Origin of the sequence: Arthrobacter cavernae, assembly GCF_017368795.1 — a bacterium.
GTDB classification, from domain to species: domain Bacteria; phylum Actinomycetota; class Actinomycetes; order Actinomycetales; family Micrococcaceae; genus Arthrobacter; species Arthrobacter cavernae.
In genome coordinates this window covers 30,757-51,473 of record NZ_JAFNLL010000015.1, presented here as the reverse complement: position 1 = coordinate 51,473, position 20,717 = coordinate 30,757, and the positions used below count along the sequence as shown (strand labels likewise).

The following is a 20,717-nucleotide window of genomic DNA, read 5'->3' as shown; positions in this document are numbered from 1 at the left end:
AGGTGGGCACCTCACTTCGTTGGGTCTTCCGCGAACCTCCCGTGCCAGGGCATGCAAGAAACAAATGGGCGTCAGCCTAAAAGACATCGCAGCTAGGAGCAAGAATCATGTGTGACGTGTTGAGCAGACTTGAATCATCTGGAGTTTCCAGACGAAATATCCTCGCCAGCTTCGGGCTCGGCGCCGCGGCCGTCGCCCTTACGGCCTGTGCCGACACCAGCCCAGAGAAGCCATCAGCCTCCCGGTCGTTCGGCCCCGCAGCGGCTGAGGGTTATCGCACCCGCCTGGTTCTTCTTGGCACGTCCGGGGGGCCGCCTTACTGGCCGGGCGGCCAGCGCGAAGGAATATCCTCGGCCCTTGTGGTCGGGGATCGCTATTACCTCATCGATGCAGGTCATGGGGTGATGGGGCAGTTACGGAAGGCCAAGCTCGGTCCCAACTACGATAAGGATCTGGACGGGCCGCTGGATGTGCTGGCCGGAATATTTCTGACGCATCTTCACTCCGACCACGTCGTCGACCTGAACAACATACTCAGCGAGGGCCTCTACAACGGTCTTCAGTCCGTCAAGAAAATACCCATCTGGGGCCCGGGAAACCGGGGGCAGTTGCCCCCGTTGTTCGGATCAGGAACTCCGCCCACCCCTGTCAGCCCCGGGAACCCGACCCCCGGCACCCGGGAAATGACGGATCTCATCGTGCAGGCCTACGCTACTGACTTCAATGACAGGCTTTTCGATAACCGCAAGCCACATCCAAACCAGCTGTGGGAAGCCTTCGACGTTCCGGTTCCCTCCGAGTTCACGAAAAGCCCGAATACCGATCCCTGCCCGGAAATGAGCCCTTTCACATTCTACGAAGATGACCATGTCAGGGTTTCAGCAACCTTGGTCAACCACGCCCCCGTTTTCCCAGCACTTGCTTACCGCTTTGACACAGACGACGGCTCGGTGGTCTTTTCCGGAGACACAGGAAAGACACCAAACCTCATCCAACTAGCCAAGGGTGCGGATGTTCTAGTCCACGAGGTGATCGATAAGATCTGGCCCCAATCCCTCTTTCCAGAACCTCGTACCGACGCTCAGGAGGGGTTGTACCAGCATTTGATCCAGGCACACACCCTCATCGAGGATGTTGGACCCATTGCCCAAGAGGCCGGCGTCAAATCACTCGTCCTTTCACATCTCGTTCCGGGCAATAGACCAGACAGCGTTTGGGAGGCTTGTGGGAAAGGTTTCGACGGGCAACTCATCATCGGTCATGACCTCGACGTCATCGGTGTCGGATCCGCCAAATGATACGACCCGGGCCAGCTGCAGCAAACAGTTGGTCCGGGTCTCTTCCCAGGAGGGGTCATGCCTACAGAAGTTAACAAAGGCACGATGTCTGGACACACTACATCCGCCCCGCCCGCGTTATCCGCCCCGCCGGCGTTGCCGGTGGCCAGGAGCATGAGAAGTTGGTGCTCGTACACTTGGCATGGGCCGGGTGGCATTACGAAATATCCTCCGACGAAGCGGCCGCCGGCACCTGAGCTGTCGCCTACACGGCGCCCGAAGCCGCAACCGTGAACCGGGAAAACTGACTATGAGCCTGACTTTTGAACATGTAACCCTCGGCCAGCGGGTACTCTTCGGCACCAGCGCGGCAGCTGCGAACCTCGCCGCCGAAGTAGCTCGCCTTGGCGCGGGCCGCGTGATGGTGATCGCCTCGGACTTCGGAACAAAGATGGCCCGTACCGTGGCGGCCGACATCGAGGTAGCGCTCTGGCATCACGATGTGGTGATGCACGTCCCGATCGAAACGGCCGAGAAGGCCCGCACCGCTGCCGCAGAGGCAGGCATCGACCTGCTGGTCTGCGTAGGCGGAGGCTCGACGACGGGCCTCGCCAAGGCGATCGCGATGACGTCGCGCCTGCCCATCATCGCCGTGCCCACCACCTACGCCGGATCGGAAGCCACGAACGTGTGGGGCCTGACCGAGGCCCTACGGAAAACCACGGGCGTGGACGACGCCGTCCTGCCCGTCACGATCATCTACGACGCGGCCCTGACCCTGTCCCTGCCCGTGGCCATGTCCGTTGCCTCAGGGCTGAACGGCATGGCGCACTGCATAGACTCCATGTGGGCACCGCGGGCCGACCCGATCAACGCCGCACTCGGCGCCGAAGGGATCCGCGCCCTCAGCCACGGACTGCCGCTCATCACTGAGAACCCCTCAGGCGCGGAAGGACGCGAACAGGCCCTCTACGGCGCGTACCTGGCTGCGGCGTCGTTCGCATCTGCCGGCGCTGGACTGCACCACAAGATCTGCCATGTCCTGGGTGGCACCTTCAATCTGCCCCACGCCCAAACGCACGCAGTGATGCTCCCGCACGTCACCGCTTTCAACACGGCCGCAGCGCCCGAGGCCGAACGACGCATAGCGTCCGCTCTGGGCAGCGCTACTTCCCTTACGGGCCTGGCAACGCTCTATAAGACCATCGACGCCCCTCGGAACCTGCGGGATCTCGGCTTCAGCGAAGACCACATCGCCGAGGCAGCCCAACTCATCCTGCCCCAGGTACCTGCCTCCAATCCGCGCCGCCTCGGGATGCCCGAGCTGGAGCGCTTGCTGCATGACGCTTTGAAAGGAAGCACGCCATGATTTCACTGTTCAGGCAGTTGGCTCTTTTGTTTGATCCGAACAGCAGGGACTTCGCGGCTTGGGAGTCGGAGCTTGGGACTGCTGACCTCCGCCTTACGTCGTCGGCATGGATCGGCTGGTATGAGGAGGACGCCTGAGGGGCTGCTTGCCACCGGCCCGTCGATACAGAACAGTGCCGGTTCTTCGGACACAGCTGAAAATGGCTGGCGAGTAGTTCAGTACCGTCAGTCTTGGTGCAGCTGGACGAAGTTGCCGCACCCGTCATCGAACACTGCGCTGATCCCCGAGGGGTCCTCGGACGGTTCACCCTTGAACGCCACCCCGGCGGCAAGCAGCCGCTCATACTCCGCCTGCACATCAGGGACGCCGAAGACGATGGCCGGCATCCCGGCGTCGTGCAGTGCGTTCATGTAGTCCGCGCCGATCGGGTTGTCGCTGGGTTCCAGCAGCAGCCCCACCGAGCCTGCGCCGGCACCGGGATCCTTGACGATGAACAAGTTGTACTCGGGCATGGCCATCAGCGTTTCGAAGCCCAGCGTCTGCGTGTAGAACGCGTGGGCCGCCGCCGGATCCTGGACGTGGATGCTGCACATTTTTAGTCTCATGGGTCCACGCTACGCGGGCGCACCGCTCCTGGGCAGCATCCACGGACGGGGCCCTCGCGTCCGCCGCTGCGTCGGCGCATACTGAAATCAAGCGGCGCGTATTCGCTTGGAGGTGGTCAGATGCCCGCCATGATGATCCTGTGGGTAGTTGCGCTGGTTCTGGCCGTCGCGGCCACCACCCATGCCCTGCAGAAGAGGCTGGCGCACGGAGCCGGCCCCGAGCCGGACGGAGTTTTCTGGGATGCCTTCGCGGGATTGGTGGTGATTGTCCCCGCCATCCTGGTGCCCACCCTGGCCTGGCCACCCGCCGGGCTGCTCCTGCTGCTGCTGGCCGCGGCCACGGCAAGCGGGACGATTCTTGGCAAGCGGCGACTGGAACGCGTCCATGCTGCCCAGCCACACCGCCGGCCAGGTTTCGCCGACGCCGCGGCCCGGCACCAGGAGGTCCTGGCCCGCTGGCGGCGCTACGAGCTGGACCCCGGCCAGGCCATCCTCTTCCCCGCCATGAGCGATGTGGGGAACCCCTGGACTGCCGCGCTCCTGCGCGCCATGCGGGAAGCCGAACACTGCCGGCTGACGGCCGGCACCGACTACGCGGCCGCCGTCGGGCGCCTTGAGCAGGCCCTTGCCGACGCCGAATACGCAGCCGGCGTGCCGGCCGAAATCCTCAGTACCTAGGCACCCAGGCATCCAGACGTGGGATCTCGACCTCTTCAGCGAACGGAAGGGTCGAGATCTCACCCATGAATCCCGGCTACCGGCGAATCTCAGCTGCCCACGAGTACGCGGTCATTGGCTGCCACGATCCGGGCGGCCGTCTTCTGGCCCATCCGGACCGCGCCGTCCACGTGCTGGTAGCCCTCGGCCGCGAGGTCGGAGGAGGACCAGTAGATGGGGCCCACGCTGGCGTGCTGGTCCTTGCCGTAGCGGTGCAGGCCGCCGAGGTCGTAGCTGGAGGCGTAGGCGCCGCGGGTCCATTCCTCCGAGCCCCAGTCGGATTCGTAGTAGACCTCAGCGTCCAGGGCCTTCTCGCCCAGGAAACCGGCAATCGACTCAAGAATCGACTTCTTGCGGTCTTCCGCGCTGAGTTCGAACACGGCGTCGGCCTTTTCATCGGACACGAAGCCCACCAGGGTGCCGCGGGTGTCACCGTGGTTGGTGTTGTCGTAGACCTCCTGGACCAGCGCACCGGCGCCGAAGCCCGTGCCGGAGAGTCCGTCTTCGCGCCAGAACGGCGTGCTGTAGACGGCGTGCACCTTGATGACCAGGCCCAGTGACTGGTGCTGGTGCATCTGGTGCTGGCGGCGCGGCAGCGGCGGGTTGAACGAGACGCGGGAGTACAGGTTCGGCGGCACGGCCATGATCACGAAGCGCGCGTTGACGGTGGCCTGCTCGGACACGACAGTCACGTTGTTGTCGTCCCAGTTGATGGTGCGCACCGGGCTGTTAAGTACGACGTCGTCGCCCAGCTCAGCGGCGATCCGCAGCGAGACCTGCTGCATGCCGCCGATGACGCGCTTGTCCAGGATGAAGTCCTCGTCCGTCAGGTGGGAGAAGGAACCGGCCGAGGCGGCCATCAGCACCGCCTGCAGGGCCGAGAAGGCGTGGGCCGGCTTGGTCAGCATGCCGCCGGCGATGAACAGGCCGATGTTGTTGCAGGCCTCCTCGTCGTCCGAGTTGGCGCGCAGCCAGTGGTGGAAGGAGATGGTGTCCAGCTCGCGGGCCTTGGGGTGTGCCCACGGTTCGGTGGGGCCGATCTCGGCAGCAAGGCCGTCCAGGATCCCGATCAGCTTGTCCATCTCGGCCTTGGTGGTGTCGCCGACCGGGAAGGAGTCGCCGGTGTAGCGGGTGCGGGTGCCGTCCGCGCCGATGTAGACGGACTCGCCGTCGCGGTAGCGCGAGTACATTTCCAGGCCCAGCTCGCCGAGCAGCTCCATGAGGGCCTCCTGGTCCGGCGAGACCCACTGTCCGCCGATTTCGAGCATGGCCCCGTCAATGGTGTCCGTCCAGGTGCGGCCGCCGACGCGTCCCCGCGCCTCCAGCACTGCAACGCTCAGTCCGGCCTTCTTCAATTCGCGTGCCGCCGTCAGCCCTGACGGTCCGGCGCCGACGATCACAACGTCGCGATCAAGATTCTGCATGATGTCCTCTCTGTGGCCGTCCGCGGTGGCTGACCAATAAATGAATGGCATTCATTTATATCGATAATAGCTGCCTTGGGCGCGGCTGTGAAGAGCAATGGAATAATGCTGGAGACCCCGGCAGAGAAAGGCCAGCGATGCCCGCACCCACCCCGGCTTCCGGCGAGAGCAAGTCTCGGCGGCGCGCCGGCAGGCCGATGGCCGCCATCCTGGACCACGCCGGCATCACGTTGGCGGCCCTGGAGCTCATCAACAAGAAGGGCTACGACGGCCTCACCATGGCCGCACTGGCCCGCACCCTGGGGGTGGCGCCGTCGGCCCTGTACAACCACGTGGCCTCCAAGGACGATGTCCTTCGGTTGGTGGAAGAGGACCTGATGTCCAAAGTGGACTTCGGCGGGTTCCGCACGCTCCCTTGGGAGGATGCTGTCCGCCAATGGGCGTATTCCTACCGCGGCATCTTCGCCAGGCACACCCCGCTGATCTCGGTCATCGCGGTGCTTCCCGTGACCGACGCCCCGCAAACCCTCAGCATGTACGAGGCCGTGACCGAAGGATTCCTCCGCGCCGGGTTCCCGGAAGAGCAGATCATCCCGTGCATCGTGGCCCTTGAGGCCTATGTTTTCGGGGCCGCCTTCGACGCCAACGCCCCGGCGGACATCTTCGACTCCGGCCGGCTGGCCGAGTCCACGCCGCACTTCACCTCGGCTGTCCGCAGCCTGGGCGGCGAGAGCAAGAGCAACTACCCCTCCGATCTGGCCTTCAGCATGGGACTGGATGCACTGATTGCCGGATTCGGGGCGCTCCGCCACTAGCTGGCGCCCCGCCGTCGACCATTCGGGGCACCGCGGGGTTAGCGCGTGGCCACGAACCCTGGCCTTGTTCGCAATTCCGCACGTTGAACGGCCGGAACTGCGAACAAGACCGGGTTTGGGCAGCTTAAACAAAAGAGCCCCGGTCCTAAGACCGGGGCTCTTTCAATTGCGTGCGCGAGGGGGGATTTGAACCCCCACACCCTTTCGGATACTGGCACCTGAAGCCAGCGCGTCTGCCGTTCCGCCACTCGCGCGCAACTTCTTTCGAAGGAGCCCCACCAGGTTTCCCGGGTTTCGCTTCCTTCAAAAGCAGCGAGATCAAGCATAACGGACAACTGCGGCAAAACACCAATCGAGCCAGGGAGGTCCCCGAAAACCACGGATTTCCGCGGAAACCCCGTGTCTGGACCTACACGATCGGACGGGCCGGCGGCGAACTTTTCCGGACGGCCGGACGTTGTGGATTAAGGCCATTCGCAGTCATGCCCAGTAGTATCGGGATGAGGAAGGGCTTCCCTGCGCCCACTTCGGCGTGCGCAGGGAAGAGTCATCAAAGCAGGCACAGTACGTGCCGCGGCAAGGAAAGGAGAGGGACCATGGGATTGCTGGACAAAGTCGAGCGTGGCATCGAAAAGGCCGTCCGCAACGTCTTCTCCACGGGGTCGCGGGCACGTGTTGAGCCGGTTGAAATTGCGAGCAAGCTGCGCCGCGAACTGGACAACAAGTCCATGACCATCGCCGCCGGGCGCACGCTGGCCCCGAACGTCTTCGATGTCCTACTCAGCGAGGAAGATTTCGGCCGGGCCCAGGAATGGGGCACGCCCCTCGCGGAGGAGTTGTGCGACGTCGTGATCCAGCATGTGCGCAGCCAGGGCTACATCCTCCAGGGACCGGTGCGGATTTCCTTCCGCCAGGACCAGGAAGAACGTGCCGGGCACTTCGAAATTGCTTCGAGGACCGAAAAGTCCACGGGCGGGGCCGCCCCGGCCCCGCAGGCCCCCCACGCCAACGTCCCCAGGCCGCCAACACGCGAACCCGTCCGGCTCCAGCCTGTGCTGGATATCGCCGGGCAGCGGTACTCCCTCAACGCCCCCAGCGTGGTGCTGGGCAGATCCTCCGAGGCCGACATCCTGGTGGATGATACCGGGGTGTCCCGCAAACACCTCGAAATACGCACCCAGGGCGGCAGTTCCTGGGCGGTGGACCTCGGCTCCACCAACGGCAGCTACGTCAACGGCCACAAGGTGAACGGCAGCGTGGAGCTGACGGACGGTTCCACCATCACCATGGGACGGACCAAGATCATCTTCCGGCTCATCCCGCTGAACACCGGTGGCAACGCATGAACGACATCAGCGAACTGACCATCACGGCACTGCGCTTCGGCTTCCTGCTGCTGCTGTGGATCCTGATCTTCAGCATCGTCTCCACCATGCGCCGAGACTTCATGATCGGCCGCAAGGCCGTGACCGGCACCCCCACCGCGCGCGAAATGCGCAAGCACCCGGAGCTGGCGCCCGCGCCGCAGCCGGTCAAGCAGCACGCCCGCCAGCTGGTCGTCGTCGAAGGCCCCCTGAAGGGAACCACGCTGGCTCTGTCTGCCAGCCCCATCCTGCTGGGCCGCGCCCAGGAGGCCACCCTGGTCCTGGAGGACGACTACGCCTCTGGCCGCCATGCCCGCCTGTTCCCGCAGGGCAGCCGCTGGTTCATTGAAGACCTCGGCTCCACCAACGGCACCTATCTGGCCGATCAGCAGCTCACCCGCGCCCTGCCGGTGGAGCTTGGAGTCCCCGTGAGAATCGGCAAGACGGTCATCGAATTGAGGCCGTAGTCCATGGCCTCCCCCGAGACCAGCGAAAACAAGGAAGCACCTGCGGAGCGCCCGTTGATCATGCGCTACGCGGCGCGATCCGACGTGGGCCGCATCCGTTCCAAGAACGACGACTCCGCCTATGTGGGCCGCCACCTGGCCGTTGTGGCCGACGGCATGGGCGGCCACGCCGGCGGCGACGTCGCCTCGGCGTCCACCGTGCTGGACATGATCCACCTCGACCACAGCGACTATGACGACGGCGCCGATACGGTCCTGGCGGACGAGATCCAGACCGCCAACTCGCTTTTGTCCGAGCTGGTGCACCTGAACCCGAAGCTTTCCGGCATGGGCACCACGGTCACCGCGCTGCTGCTCGAGGGGCGCAGACTGCATTTCGCGCACATCGGCGATTCCCGTGCCTACCGGCTGCGCAACAAGGTGTTCGAGCAGATCAGCATCGACCACACCTTCGTCCAGCGCCTCATCGACGAAGGCCGGCTGCGGCCCGAGGAAGCCGAGACCCACCCCCACAAAAACGTCCTCATGCGCGTCCTGGGGGACGTCGACGCCAGCCCCGAGCTGGACCTTGACGTCCTCGACGTGGAGCCCGGCGAACGCTGGCTCCTCTGCTCCGACGGGCTGAACTACGTGGCCGGCCATGTGGTGGAGCGCATGGTCCGCGAAACCAAGGACCTGCGCGAATGCGTGGAACTGCTGGTGGACCTCACCCTTGAAGCCGGCGCCCCGGACAACGTCACCGTGGTGCTGCTGGAGATCGTCGAACAAAACGACGACGACGACGTCAGCACGGCCGCCGTCGAGCTCGTCACGCCCACGGCACTCGCCGCGGCGGACGCCCTCGCCGCCCAGGCTGCGGCTGCCACCAAGAAGGTGGCCCCTACCGCCGTCACGGAAACCCCCGGCGGCGGAGCGGGCGCGGCAGCAGCTGACGTACCGGCCGAAGGATCCGCCGGAGGGTCCAGCAACGGCTCCGCCGCCGAACCGGCCACCACCACCGATCCGCACCTTGGCGAACACCTGTCCGCCGCCGTGCTGCGCGAGGAGCTGGCCAGCCGCCCGCACGAGCTCGTGGGCGCTGCCGCAACCGCCGCCGAGACCGGCTCGATCCCCACGGTGGCAGGCCGCAGCGTGGCCCGCCGCGCCGCCACGGTACTGACTCACAAGGCCGAGAACGACCGGGAGGATATTGCCGAAACGGCCCCCCGGCGGAACCGTTGGCTGATGCCCGTCATCGCCGCCATCCTTGGCGTTGGCGTTGTGGCCGGTCTCTGGCTGGGCTATGCCTGGACTCAGACGCGCTACTACGTGGGCGAATCCGAGCAGAAGGTTGCAATTTTCAACGGCATCTCCCAGCGGCTGGGCCCCATCCAGCTGTCCCGCGTGGAGACCGTTACGGAGATCCGCATGGATTCGCTGACGGAGTTCTCCCAGCAGAGCGTCCGCCAGACGGTACCTGCCAGGGACCTTGCCGACGCGCAGCGCATCGTGAAGAACCTGCGGGACACCGGCACTGTGCAGGAGTGCCCCACCCCTTCAGCATCGGGTACGGCCAAACCCACAGCAGCGGCCACGCCCACTGCGGCCATTCCGAGCACGGCGGCCATCGCCAGCCCGACTGCGTCCCCCACGTCAACGCCGGTCCCGGCTCCCTGCGAGGCAGCCAAATGATCCAGTCCGAAGCAGTCCCCAAGCCGCGCCGGAACGTCGAGCTGCTCCTGCTCGTCCTGGCTCTTGCCGTGGGCATCGGCGCCAGCGCCATGGTGGGCCTCAACTCCGCCGCGGCCTTCGACAGCGATTTCTGGTTCCAGTCGAGCCTGCTGGCCGTGGCTGCCTTTGCTTTCCACATCGTTCTCCGCCTCCGCGCAAAATATGCCGATCCGGTAATACTTCCAATTGTGGTGGCCCTCAACGGCCTCGGCCTGGCCCTGATCCACCGGATGGACGGCCCCGCGGACGATACAGGCAACAACCAGCTGCGCTGGACGCTCATCGCGATGGCGGTGTCCATTGCGGTGATCTGGTTCCTCAAGGACCACCGGATCCTGCGGCGTTTCACTTTCATTTCACTGGCCGCCAGCGCCCTCCTTCTGATCCTCCCCTTGGTTCCGGGCATCTCCGCCGGCGAGATCCTGGGCGCCAGCGTCTGGATCCGGATCGGGCCCATGACCTTCCAGCCGGGCGAAATCGCGAAGATCACGCTCGCCATATTCTTTGCCGGGTATCTGTCCTCCAACCGGGACCTGATCCTGCTGGCCGGGCGCAAGATCGGTCCCATCCAGTTCCCCCGGTTCAAGGACCTCGGCCCCATGATCACGGCCTGGCTCGTGAGCATCGGCGTGCTGGTCTTCCAGCGCGACCTTGGTTCCTCGGTGCTGTTCTTCGGGCTCTTCATCGTCATGATCTATGTGGCCACCAGCCGCATCAGCTGGGTGGTGATCGGCCTTGGACTGATCCTTGGCGGCGGCTTCATTGCCTCGCAGATCTTCTCCCATGTGGCCTTCCGCATCGACAGCTGGATCAACGCCTTCACCCCCGAGGTCTTCGGCCGCTCCCCCGGCGGCAGCGGCCAGATCGTGCAGGGCCTCTTCGGCATGGCCGACGGCGGCCTGGTGGGCACGGGCCTGGGCCAGGGCCGGCCGGACCTGGTGCCGTTCGCCAACAGCGACATGATCATTGCCCTCATCGGTGAAGAGCTCGGCTTGATCGGCCTGTTCGCCGTGGTGATGCTCTACCTGCTCCTGTTCACCCACGGATTCCGCGCCGCCCTCGGCACACGGGACGCCTTCGGCAAGCTGCTTGCCTGTGGCCTGTCCTTCGCGATCGCGCTCCAGTGCTTCGTGGTGATCGGCGGCGTGACCCGCCTGATCCCGCTGACGGGGCTCACCACGCCGTTCCTCGCAGCAGGCGGTTCCTCACTGCTGGCCAACTGGATCATCGTCGGCCTGCTGCTGATGATTTCCCACACTGCCCGCGGCCCCGTGGACACGACGCCCCTGGCACCGGCCGCACCTGCAACGGCCGCCAGCACCGCAACCACGGAGGCGGTGAAGCGCCAGTGAACCAGGCCATTCGAAGCTCCTGGCTGGCCGCCGTCGCCATGTTCGCCCTGATTTTCGGGGCCATCAGCTACGTCCAGGTCATCGGGGCGGACGAGCTCAATGCCAACCCCTGGAACCAGCGTGCCATCCTTGCCAGTTTCTGCAACGACCGCGGGGCCATCATCGTGGCCGGGAAACCCATCGCCGAGTCCGTCCCGGGCACGGAGACCTGCAAGTTCCAGCGAAAGTACACCCAGCCCGAGCTCTATGCGGGCATCACCGGTTTCTTCTCAAGGGGCTACGGCTCCACCGGCCTGGAGCTTTCCCTGCAGGACCAGCTCGGCGGAAACTCGGACCAGCTGTTCCTGGACCGCATGAGCCAGATGTTCCTCGGAAAACAGCCCAAGGGCGCCTCGGTGGAGCTGACCCTGGATCCGGAGCTGCAGAAGCTTGCCTATGACCTCATTCCGGACGGCCAGCGCGGCTCAATCGTGGTCACCAACCCGAAGACCGGCGCCATCCTGGCCATGGTCTCCAAGCCTTCCTACGATCCCAATCTGATCGCCACGCATGACGCCGCGGCGGCAAAGGCCAACTACGCGGAGCTGAACCAGATTCCCGGCATCAGCCTGAACCAGAATGTCAGTGGCCCCACGGGGAACCTGCTCGCGCCCGGTTCGGTGTTCAAGCTTGTGGACACGGCCGCGGCCCTGAACTCCGGCAAGTACAACAAGGACAGCGAGCTGCCCAATCCGAGCACCCTGCCGCTGCCCGGCTCCAACGCCGTACTGCCCAACTACGCCGGCGGCAACTGCAACGTCCGTGAGACAGCAGACTTCGCATTTGCCCTGGAGCAGTCCTGCAACACCCCGTTCGCCAGCATCGCGCTGGACCTCGGGCAGAACGCCATCGCGGAGCAGGCCAAGAAGTTCGGTTTCGGCGAGAAATTCGGCGAGCAGCTCAAGCTTGGGCAGGCCGTCAGCGTCTTCCCCGCGAACCTGGACCAGGCAGAACTGGCACAGTCCGCCGTCGGGCAGCGCGACGTCAAGGCAACGCCCATGCAGATCGGCATGATGACGGCTGCCATCGCCAACAGCGGTGTGCAGATGAAGCCGAACCTGATCAAGACTGTGCGCGCCCCCGATCTGCGCGTCATCAGCGAGGCCAAGCCCGAGGTCCTGCGGACCTCCACCAGCACCTCCATCGCTGCCCAGATCACGCAGTGGATGACCGGCGCGGTGTCCAAGGGCATCGCCTCGGGCGCAGCCGTCCCCGGGGTGCAGGTGGCCGGCAAGACCGGCACCGCGCAGCTGGGGGATTCAGGCCTGAACAACTCATGGTTTACCGGGTTTGCCCCGGCCAACGACCCGCAGGTGGCCGTCACCATCGTCATTGAAGGCGTAGACGTGACCACCGGCGCAAAGCTAACCAGTCCGAACGCGAAGAAGATTTTTGAGGCGGTGTTGAACAAGTGAGACCTACTTCAGGAATCACCCTCGGCGGCAGGTTCCAGCTGACCAGTCGTATTGCGATTGGCGGCATGGGCGAAGTCTGGAAGGCCAAGGACGAGATCCTGGGCCGCACTGTCGCCATCAAGGTGCTCAAGGAGGAATATACGGGCGATCCCGGCTTCCTCCAGCGCTTCCGGGCCGAGGCCCGCCACACCGCGCTGCTCAACCACGTGGGCATCGCGAACGTCTTCGACTACGGCGAGGAAGACGGTTCCGCGTACTTGGTCATGGAGCTCGTGCCGGGTGCCCCGCTGAGCGGCATCCTGGAACGCGAGCAGGTTCTGTCCCCGGACCGGACCATGTCGATCATCGCGCAGACCGCCCGGGCCCTGGCCATCGCCCACGCGCAGGGCCTGGTCCACCGCGACGTGAAGCCGGGCAACCTGCTGATCACCCCGGACAACCGGGTCAAGGTCACGGACTTCGGCATCGCCCGCCTCGCCGACCAGGTGCCCCTGACGCAGACCGGCCAGGTCATGGGCACGGCCCAGTACCTCGCGCCCGAGCAGGCCACGGGACAGACCGCCACGGGCTCCTCGGACATATATTCCCTCGGCGTTATCGGTTACGAGTGCCTCACGGGCCACCGCCCGTTCTCCGGCGAGTCGCAGATCGCGATCGCTCTCGCACAGGTCAACGACGCCCCGCCGCCGCTGCCCGAAACCCTCCCCAAGCCTGTGCGGGCACTTCTGATGTCCATGCTGGCCAAGGACCCCAAGAACCGGCCTGCCAATGCCATCGCCCTGGCGGAGGCCGCCGAAGCCATTCGCACCGGCGACATCGCCGCGGCGCACGCTGCCGTGCCCGGCATGCTTCTCTACGAGGCAGCCACCGGCCCCATCACCGCCCCGGTGGACACGCCCACGGCGCCCACAGGCGTCGTGAGCTCCCCATACGGCAAGGAGCAAGGAACGACGGCGACCTCCGCCTTGCCCGTGATCGGCGCCTCGGCTGCGGGCGCAGCGGCAGGTGCCGGTGCGGGTTCAGCTCTGTCCCGCGCCAACGCCATGGCCGCCGAGCGCAGCTGGAGCGACGACGAGACGGGCCGCTACGACGACGATGACAATTTCGAGCCGGAGCCCGAGCGCAAAAAGCGCAGCCCGTGGACCTGGCCGCTGGTCGCCCTGCTCCTGCTGGTCCTCTTCTCACTCGTGGGCTTGCTCATCTCACAGTCCGGCTTCTTCGGGCCCAATGAAACGGCCAGTTCCTCGGCGCCGCCCACCACCAGCAAGAGCACCGCCAGCCCCACGGCGACGGCCAGCCCCACGGCGACGGCCACGCAGCCGACCGCAGCCAAGATCAACCTGATCCCGGCGTCCTATCTGGGCCAGCAGTTCGACGCGGTCCGCAGCGAACTCATCGGTCTGAAGCTCCAGGTGAAGGGCAATGAAGTGTTCAACAGCGCTCCCGTGGGCACCGTGACAGACATTGATCCTTCGGGCCTCGTCGCCGAAGGCACGCCCATCACGGTCACCTATTCCAAGGGGCCGGAAATGGTGTCGGTTCCGGCCATCGGCCAGGGCGCCACGGAAGCCCAGGTCAGGGCCGCGATCGAGAGCGTCAACCTTCGTTGGGTGGTGGGCGATCCCGTCAACGGCGCAATCGGCCAGGCACCGAACACCTTTGTGAGCTCGGATCCCGAAGCGGGCAGCAAGCTGGCAGCCGGCTCCGTGGTGACTTACTTCCTCTCGAAGCCGCTGGTGCCGTCCAACGGCGCCAACCCAGGCCCGGGCAACTAGGCAGCCATGTCAACTCCACGCCCCAGTCCAGCGCACAGGGAGGACCGTTCCCCGGCGAAGCCGCAGCATGTCCTCAATGGCCGCTACGAGGTCGGTGAGTTGATCGGCCGTGGCGGCATGGCGGACGTCCACCGTGGCGTGGACACCCTTTTGGGACGGACCATCGCCGTCAAGATCCTGCGCGCTGACCTTGCCCGGGACCCGCAGTTCCAGGCGAGGTTCAAGCGGGAGGCCCAGGCTGTCGCGGCGCTGAACCATCCATCGATCGTGGCGATCTACGACACCGGCGAGTTCGAGGTGCCGGGCGATTCCGGCGAGAGCGTGCCGGTGCCGTTCATCGTGATGGAGTTCGTTCGCGGGCGGACGCTGCGCGACATGGCCCGTGCCAAGGAACTGAGCATCGCGGACTCCGTCAACTTCGCCCTCGGCGTGTTGTCTGCCCTGGAATACAGCCACAAGGCCGGCATTGTGCACCGGGACATCAAGCCGGCCAATGTGATGGTGTGCGAGGACACGGACGACGTAAAGGTCATGGACTTCGGCATTGCCCGTGCCATGGCGGATTCCGCGGCCACCATGACGCAGACCCAGGCAGTGGTGGGCACGGCCCAGTATCTGTCGCCCGAGCAGGCACGCGGCGAAGCTGTCGATGCCCGCAGCGACCTGTACTCCGCCGGTTGCCTGCTGTACGAAACACTGACCGGCCGTCCGCCGTTCCTGGGTGATAGCCCCGTCTCGGTGGCCTACCAGCATGTCCGCGAGATCCCGGAACCGGCCAGCACCTTCAACCCCGAGGTTTCCGAAGCCTTGGACAGTGTCTTGGCGAAGGCCCTGCAGAAGAACCGCTCGGACCGCTTCCAGGATGCGGCCGCCTTCCGCCGCGCCCTACGGGCGGCGAGCAACGGGATAGCCGTGCCGGAACCCGCCGCCGCCGAGGCACCTACGGATCCCACCGACGTCGTACCTTCCGCCGGCCTTAACGGCACCTCCGCAGGATTCCTGGCCTCGCCCTCGCATGAGGCCGGCGCGGAAGCCGGGGACACCGCGGAGGACACCCTGCTGGCAATGCATGCCGTGGACGACTTCGCCGACGAGGAAGCACTGCCCCTCGGCCTGCCGCCCGAACGCGAGCGGAGCAAGGCCCAGAAACGCCGGCGCCGGGCGTGGGCGGCCACGCTGGTGGTCTTCACGCTCCTGGTGCTGGCCGGCGGTGGATTCTGGATCTACAGCACCGTCAATTTCAAGGCACCGCCCCCGCCCACGTCCGATGTTCCTTCGGTGAGCGGCATGAGCGAGGCGCAGGCCATCCAGGAAATCTACAACGCCAAGCTGGTCCCCAAAACAAACCGGCTCCCGCACGACAAGATCAGCAAGGGCACGGCCATCGGCACCGTCCCTGACGCCGGGACATCCCTGGAGCGGAACTCCGAGGTGGTCCTGAACATCTCGGACGGCCCCAGTTCGGTCACCATCCCCCGGGAGATCCTCGGAAAGACCGAATCGTCAGCCCGTGACGCCCTGCGGCAAATGGGCATGACCGGCGTAATCTCAGCCAAGATCGCCAACAGCGCCACCGTTCCGAGCGGTCTGGTCATCAACACCAGCCCGGCCCCCGGGGCCGCGGTTTCCGTCGGAGCAGAGGTTGAGCTCGTCATTTCCTCGGGCAAGGTGGCCGTGCCCGAGCTCAGGAACCTGCCCAAGGACGAGGCCGACGCGCTGCTGAAGGCGAACGGCCTGGCGATGGCCGTCGTCGAGCAGGAAAACGCCGTTGTGGCCCCCGGCACCGTCACGCATCAGAGTGACCCGGCAGACAGCCTGGTGGAGCAGGGCAAGACCATCACGGTGACCGTGGCCAAGGCCCCGGCGCCGGAACCCACTCCGACGCCTACCGCCACGGAAAGCAAGGGCGGCAAGGGCGGCGGCTGAGCCGGTCAGTGCTGGATGAGCGGGCTCAGCTTCGACGCACGCTCCGCGGCGCCTGCCATGCCCAGCGATTCAAGCCAGTTGCCGAGCATCTGGTAGCCGCCCTCGGTGAGCACGGACTCCGGGTGGAACTGCACGCCGCACAGTGGCGCCGTCCGGTGCTGCAGGCCCATGATCACGCCGCTGGAGGTTTCCGCGGTGATTTCCAGGACGTCGGGGATGGATTCCCGGACGGCGGCCAGCGAGTGGTAGCGCGTGGCCGTGACGGGCGAGGGCAGGCCCGCGAAGACGCTTTTGCCCTCGTGCAGCACGGGCGAGGTCTTGCCGTGCATGAGCTCCGGGGCATGCGTCACCACGCCGCCGTACGCCTCGGCGAGGGCCTGGTGGCCCAGGCAGACGCCGAACATCGGTTTGTTGTTCTCGCCGCACCACTTGATCAGCTCGATGCAGACGCCGGCCTCGGCAGGCGTGCCCGGGCCGGGCGAGACCAGGATGCCGTCGCGTGCCGCTGCCAGCTCGGTGGCCTCGGCGAGGGTCACGTCGTCATTGCGGACCACGGTGGTTTCGGCGCCGAGCTCCTGAAGGTAGCCGACAAGGGTGTAGACGAAGCTGTCGTAGTTGTCCACGACGAGGATTTTTGTTGTGCTCATGGCTGCTGCGCTGAACCAATCGTTGAGTCGGTGAGTGTGGTGAACTGCGAAAACCAAGGGAACAGGAACTGGACCATGAGCACCAGGGCTCCGGCCACCAGCACCAGGGAAGTCAGGATCCGCACCCACAGGGGTCCCGGCAAGTGGCGGAAAATCCATCCGTACATTGCTATCCCTTTCCGTGGGCCTGGGCGACTTGTGGGGCGATCTCCGACGGCGGCCCGGCGGAGACCGGCTGCCAGCTCTCCAGGACGGAGTAGGCGATGATCCGTTCCTGGGCCCCGAAGCGCGGGTTACAGCTGGTCATGGTGAGGAAACTGTCCGTGGGCTCTGCCCCGGGTTGCGTCGGAACCGGGAGCAGGACGTCCGTGCGCTCCGGCATGACGATCTGGTTGTTCCGGAACACGTAGGTGTAATAGCCGTCCGTGGTCTGGACGTAGATCCTGTCCCCGGGCACCAGGAGGTGGATGTTGTCCAGCACGGCCCCATGTGTCTGCCGGTGGCCGGCCACGGCGAAGTTTCCGGGCGCGCCCGGCATGGTGGTGTTGGCGTAGTGGCCCAGTCCGAGCGTGTCCAGGATGTCGCTGCTGGTGCCCTGGATGATGGGGCGGGTGTAGTCGGGGCCGAAGCGCGGGATGTACATGATGCCGATCATGCCGCCGTGCCCGGGGGCCTGCGCCACCGCGGGAGGGCCGTAGTTGACCGGTACTGCAGAGGCTGACGGCGGGGCCACCGGGGCCAGGGGTCCGTCGAAGTCCTGCGTGAAGCTCTTGATAGCCTCGCTCTGCTTGGCATCGGCTTCCACGTTGGTCCACCAGAGTTCCCAGGCTACGAACAGCAACAGGACGACGCCCGCGGTCACCAGCAGTTCGCCGATGATCTGCACGATCTTGCGGACCACATCGCCTGCTGTGATGCGCCGCTTGGGCAGCGGTGCCGGAGTTCCGCCGCCGGTGGTCATGGCAGCGGATCCGTCCGTCTGCTGCTGAGCCACAGGGTCTCCTCTTCACAGGCGCGGGAGGCGCTGGCGGTGCTGACTTCCGGCTAGACTTGGCAGCTAGTACGAACCCAGAATTACCGCGCGCATTGAACCGCTGGAATTTTCCTTCCTGCAGGATATCAAGGGTGTGCGCCTATGCATTTTGTTCAGCCAGCCAAGGAGGATCCGTGCCCGAGTCCAAGCCACGCAAGAGGCCTGCCCGCCAGGCCCAGCAGACGTCGGCGGCGCAGAACACGCCGAACCCCGTCTGGTACAAGGCTGTCATGTTCGGACTCATGATCGTCGGCCTGATCTGGATCATCACCTTCTACATCAGCGAAGGTCTCTTCCCGGTGCGCGACTGGGGTTCGTGGAACATCGTGGCAGGCTTCGGCATCGCGATCGTGGGCTTCCTCATGACCACGCGCTGGCGCTCCTAGCGGCCCCGACCTCACATTTCCGCCGCCCGGACCGTCTACAGGACATGAGCACCAGGCACACCATCATTGATTCGCCGCTGGGACAGCTGACGCTGGTCGCCGACGGCGGGATCCTGAAGGGCATCTTCTTCGAGGGGCACTGGCATATGCCGCCACCGGAATACTTCGGTACTGCCGTCCCTCCAGAGGATCCCGTCCTTGCCCGCGCCGCCGCGGAACTGGACGAATACTTCCACGGTGAACGCACCGGCTTCGACTTCCCGTACAAGGCAAGTGGAAATCCCTTCCAGGAGAAGGTCTGGGCCCGCCTGGACCTCATTCCCTTCGGTGAAACCGTCAGCTACGGCGAAATTGCCGCCGAACTGGGCGACCCCAATCTGGCGCAGGCGGTCGGTTCGGCCGTCGGCCGGAACCCGCTGAGCATCGTGGTCCCCTGCCACCGGGTGGTGGGACGGGACGGCAGCCTCACCGGCTACGCGGGCGGCCTGGAGAACAAGCGGTTCCTGCTCGACCTCGAGGAACCCGCGGCCGTGAAGGAAAGCAAGCTCTTCTGATGGAGCCCAGGAAACCGTTCGAAGCCATCGTCCAGGAGCACGGCCCCACCGTGCTGCGGGTGTGCCGGGCGGTGCTCGGTCCCCACGATGCCGAGGACGGCTGGTCCGAGACCTTCCTGTCCGCGCTCCAGGCCTATCCGGAACTGCCGCCGGGGGCCAACGTGGAGGCCTGGCTGGTCACCATCGCGCACCGCAAGGCCATCGACCTCGTCCGTTCGCGGAACCGGCGTGCCGTGCCGGTCGAGGAACCGCCGGAGCGGCATTCCCGGCTGGGCATCCCGGACGACGGACAGGCAGAACTGCTCGACGCCGTCGGGCAACTGCCGCCCAAGCAGCGCCAGGCAGTGGCGTACCACTACCTGGCCGGGCTGCCCTACAAGGACATCGCCGCCATCGTCGGCGGCACGCCCGACGCCGCCCGGCGGGCCGGCGCAGACGGCATCAAGGCGCTGCGCACCGTCCTCGCGGCACCGCTTTTGACAGGAGGGACCCCATGAGCATCGACACCGGATTCACGGACGCGGACGCCGCCAGGCTCTTCGCCCCCGCAACCGCACCCTTGACCACCGCGGACGCAGCCGCCCTTGACCGCCTGCACCAGCGCCTCGCCGAGGACGCCCGGAGCAAAGGCGCCCTCGACGTCGCCTACCGGGTGGTCGATTCCCCGCTCGGCAAGCTGCTGCTCGCCGCCACGGAACAGGGCATCGTGCGTGTCGCCTTCGCCCTGGAGGACCACGACGCCGTTCTGCAGCTGCTCGCCGAAAAGGTCAGTCCGCGGATCCTGCGGGTGCCCGCCCGGCTTGATGCCGCGGCGCGGGAGCTGGATGAGTACTTCGCAGGCACCCGCCGGGAGTTCGATCTTCCACTGGATTTCCGGCTCTCCCGCGGCTTCCGGCTGAGCGTGCTGCAGCACCTGCCGCACATCGCCTACGGCCGCACGGAAAGCTACGCCGAGGTGGCCCAGGCGGCCGGCAGCCCCCGGGCGGTGCGCGCGGTCGGCACGGCGTGCGCCACCAACCCGCTGCCGCTGATCGTCCCGTGCCACCGGGTGGTGAAATCGGACGGCTCCTTCGGCGGCTACCTGGGCGGGACCGAGGCCAAGCGCACACTCCTCTCGCTCGAGGCCGCCGCATGAGTGCCAGCGAAACTCCGCCGCTGTTTCCGCTTTCGCCGATCCCGGAGGACGTGCCCGACGCCGGTCCCCGGGTCATCGCTCCGGGTGCCGTGCATGTGCCGGGCTGGCTGAGCCCGGAGCAGCAACGCTGGATCGTGGCCCAGTTCCACGAATGGGCCCAGGGCCCGGTTCCGCTGCGGGCCGCCGCCCTGCCGGGCGGCCACCGGATGTCCGTGCGCACCGTGTGCCTGGGCTGGCACTGGCAGCCCTACAAATACACCCGCGACGCCGGCGACGTGAACGGCCGCAGGGTGCTCGACTTCCCGGAGTGGATGGTGCGACTGGGACGGAAGGCGCTGGCCGAGGCCTATGGCGCCGGTTACGACGCCGCCGGATACACCCCGGACGCGGCCCTGGTGAACTTCTACGACGACGCGGCCACCATGGGCATGCACCAGGACAAGGACGAGCGCTCCAGCGCCCCGGTGGTGTCCCTGAGCATCGGTGACGGCTGCGTCTTCCGCTTCGGCAATACGGAGACGCGCACCAAGCCGTACACCGACGTCGAACTCGGCTCGGGAGACCTCTTCGTGTTCGGCGGCCCCTCCCGGTTCGCGTACCACGGCATCCCCAAGGTGCGCCCCGGAACGGCACCCGAGGGCTGCGGACTGGCGCATGGGCGGATCAACATCACCATGCGGGTCACCGGAATGTCGTAGCCGGCAGGC

21 protein-coding genes and 1 tRNA gene are annotated in these 20,717 nt (G+C 66.0%); 16 read left to right on the top strand and 6 right to left on the bottom strand.

Features of this window, described 5'->3' with window-relative positions:
* Nucleotides 1-107 precede the first annotated feature (107 nt).
* Both J1902_RS08405 and J1902_RS08400 read left to right on the top strand, forming a co-directional pair.
* Nucleotides 108-1,298: an MBL fold metallo-hydrolase gene (locus J1902_RS08405; RefSeq protein WP_207615793.1), complete on the top strand. Its 1,191-nt coding sequence runs from the start codon at nt 108-110 to the stop codon at nt 1,296-1,298.
* Nucleotides 1,299-1,587: 289 nt separating this feature from the next.
* Complete coding sequence (locus J1902_RS08400) at nt 1,588-2,646, top strand: maleylacetate reductase (protein ID WP_207615792.1); 1,059 nt, start codon at nt 1,588-1,590, stop codon at nt 2,644-2,646.
* A gap of 224 nt (nt 2,647-2,870) precedes the next feature.
* Here the strand turns inward: J1902_RS08400 and J1902_RS08395 are convergent, their stop codons facing one another.
* Entirely contained in the window at nt 2,871-3,251 is a 381-nt protein-coding gene (locus J1902_RS08395; RefSeq protein WP_207615791.1) for a VOC family protein, read from the bottom strand.
* 120 nt (nt 3,252-3,371) lie between these two features.
* On the opposite strand from J1902_RS08395, the gene J1902_RS08390 reads away from it, so the two are divergent.
* Nucleotides 3,372-3,929, top strand: a complete 558-nt coding sequence (locus J1902_RS08390) for a hypothetical protein (RefSeq protein ID WP_207615790.1) — start codon at nt 3,372-3,374, stop codon at nt 3,927-3,929.
* Nucleotides 3,930-4,018: 89 nt separating this feature from the next.
* Here J1902_RS08390 and J1902_RS08385 read toward each other — a convergent pair whose 3' ends face one another.
* Nucleotides 4,019-5,443 (bottom strand): flavin monoamine oxidase family protein, encoded by a 1,425-nt coding sequence (locus tag J1902_RS08385; RefSeq protein ID WP_278253611.1) that lies wholly within the window; start codon nt 5,441-5,443, stop codon nt 4,019-4,021.
* Nucleotides 5,444-5,529: 86 nt separating this feature from the next.
* Between J1902_RS08385 and J1902_RS08380 the strand changes: the two genes are divergently transcribed.
* Complete coding sequence (locus J1902_RS08380; RefSeq protein WP_207615788.1) at nt 5,530-6,207, top strand: TetR/AcrR family transcriptional regulator; 678 nt, start codon at nt 5,530-5,532, stop codon at nt 6,205-6,207.
* 171 nt (nt 6,208-6,378) lie between these two features.
* Here the strand turns inward: J1902_RS08380 and J1902_RS08375 are convergent.
* Nucleotides 6,379-6,461 (bottom strand) — tRNA-Leu (locus J1902_RS08375).
* Between the two features lie 342 nt (nt 6,462-6,803).
* Between J1902_RS08375 and J1902_RS08370 the strand changes: the two genes are divergently transcribed.
* Genes J1902_RS08370 through pknB form a run of 7 tightly spaced genes read left to right on the top strand, consistent with a single transcriptional unit; the run spans nt 6,804 to nt 16,255 of the window.
* Nucleotides 6,804-7,553: an FHA domain-containing protein gene (locus J1902_RS08370; protein ID WP_207615787.1), complete on the top strand. Its 750-nt coding sequence runs from the start codon at nt 6,804-6,806 to the stop codon at nt 7,551-7,553.
* Entirely contained in the window at nt 7,550-8,038 is a 489-nt protein-coding gene (locus J1902_RS08365; protein ID WP_207615786.1) for an FHA domain-containing protein FhaB/FipA, read from the top strand. The genes J1902_RS08370 and J1902_RS08365 overlap by 4 nt, the downstream gene beginning before the upstream one ends.
* A gap of 3 nt (nt 8,039-8,041) precedes the next feature.
* Entirely contained in the window at nt 8,042-9,709 is a 1,668-nt protein-coding gene (locus tag J1902_RS08360) for a PP2C family protein-serine/threonine phosphatase (RefSeq protein ID WP_207615785.1), read from the top strand.
* The gene (locus J1902_RS08355) at nt 9,706-11,100 is read left to right on the top strand and encodes an FtsW/RodA/SpoVE family cell cycle protein (RefSeq protein ID WP_207615784.1); all 1,395 of its coding nucleotides are present in this window, start codon (nt 9,706-9,708) and stop codon (nt 11,098-11,100) included. The genes J1902_RS08360 and J1902_RS08355 overlap by 4 nt, the downstream gene beginning before the upstream one ends.
* Entirely contained in the window at nt 11,097-12,554 is a 1,458-nt protein-coding gene (locus J1902_RS08350) for a peptidoglycan D,D-transpeptidase FtsI family protein (RefSeq protein ID WP_207615783.1), read from the top strand. Before J1902_RS08355 ends, J1902_RS08350 begins: the two co-directional genes overlap by 4 nt.
* Nucleotides 12,551-14,329 (top strand): protein kinase domain-containing protein, encoded by a 1,779-nt coding sequence (locus tag J1902_RS08345; RefSeq protein WP_207615782.1) that lies wholly within the window; start codon nt 12,551-12,553, stop codon nt 14,327-14,329. Before J1902_RS08350 ends, J1902_RS08345 begins: the two co-directional genes overlap by 4 nt.
* A gap of 6 nt (nt 14,330-14,335) precedes the next feature.
* Nucleotides 14,336-16,255 carry a Stk1 family PASTA domain-containing Ser/Thr kinase gene (gene pknB / locus J1902_RS08340; protein ID WP_207615781.1) on the top strand — a complete coding sequence of 640 codons (1,920 nt, stop codon included), beginning with the start codon at nt 14,336-14,338 and terminating at the stop codon, nt 16,253-16,255.
* A 5-nt stretch (nt 16,256-16,260) separates the two neighbouring features.
* Here pknB and J1902_RS08335 read toward each other — a convergent pair whose 3' ends face one another.
* From J1902_RS08335 to J1902_RS08325, 3 genes are read right to left on the bottom strand one after another with little or no spacing between them, the layout of a single operon-like run.
* A complete protein-coding gene (locus J1902_RS08335) occupies nt 16,261-16,902 on the bottom strand; it encodes an aminodeoxychorismate/anthranilate synthase component II (RefSeq protein ID WP_207615780.1) in 642 nt (213 codons plus the stop codon).
* Nucleotides 16,899-17,069 (bottom strand): hypothetical protein, encoded by a 171-nt coding sequence (locus J1902_RS08330; RefSeq protein ID WP_207615779.1) that lies wholly within the window; start codon nt 17,067-17,069, stop codon nt 16,899-16,901. The genes J1902_RS08335 and J1902_RS08330 overlap by 4 nt, the downstream gene beginning before the upstream one ends.
* 2 nt (nt 17,070-17,071) lie before the next feature.
* Complete coding sequence (locus J1902_RS08325) at nt 17,072-17,863, bottom strand: class E sortase (RefSeq protein WP_207615835.1); 792 nt, start codon at nt 17,861-17,863, stop codon at nt 17,072-17,074.
* Between the two features lie 206 nt (nt 17,864-18,069).
* Here J1902_RS08325 and J1902_RS08320 point away from each other — a divergent pair, with 206 nt between their 5' ends.
* The 5 genes from J1902_RS08320 to J1902_RS08300 are packed head-to-tail and all read left to right on the top strand — an operon-like array spanning nt 18,070 to nt 20,708.
* Entirely contained in the window at nt 18,070-18,321 is a 252-nt protein-coding gene (locus J1902_RS08320; RefSeq protein WP_207615778.1) for a cell division protein CrgA, read from the top strand.
* Nucleotides 18,322-18,365: 44 nt separating this feature from the next.
* Nucleotides 18,366-18,875, top strand: a complete 510-nt coding sequence (locus J1902_RS08315; RefSeq protein ID WP_207615777.1) for a methylated-DNA--[protein]-cysteine S-methyltransferase — start codon at nt 18,366-18,368, stop codon at nt 18,873-18,875.
* Complete coding sequence (locus tag J1902_RS08310) at nt 18,875-19,372, top strand: RNA polymerase sigma factor (protein ID WP_207615776.1); 498 nt, start codon at nt 18,875-18,877, stop codon at nt 19,370-19,372. The genes J1902_RS08315 and J1902_RS08310 overlap by 1 nt, the downstream gene beginning before the upstream one ends.
* Nucleotides 19,369-20,010, top strand: coding sequence for a methylated-DNA--[protein]-cysteine S-methyltransferase (locus J1902_RS08305; protein WP_207615775.1), 642 nt, complete (start codon nt 19,369-19,371; stop codon nt 20,008-20,010). The genes J1902_RS08310 and J1902_RS08305 overlap by 4 nt, the downstream gene beginning before the upstream one ends.
* Nucleotides 20,007-20,708, top strand: coding sequence for an alpha-ketoglutarate-dependent dioxygenase AlkB family protein (locus tag J1902_RS08300; RefSeq protein WP_207615774.1), 702 nt, complete (start codon nt 20,007-20,009; stop codon nt 20,706-20,708). Before J1902_RS08305 ends, J1902_RS08300 begins: the two co-directional genes overlap by 4 nt.
* Nucleotides 20,709-20,717: the final 9 nt, after the last annotated feature.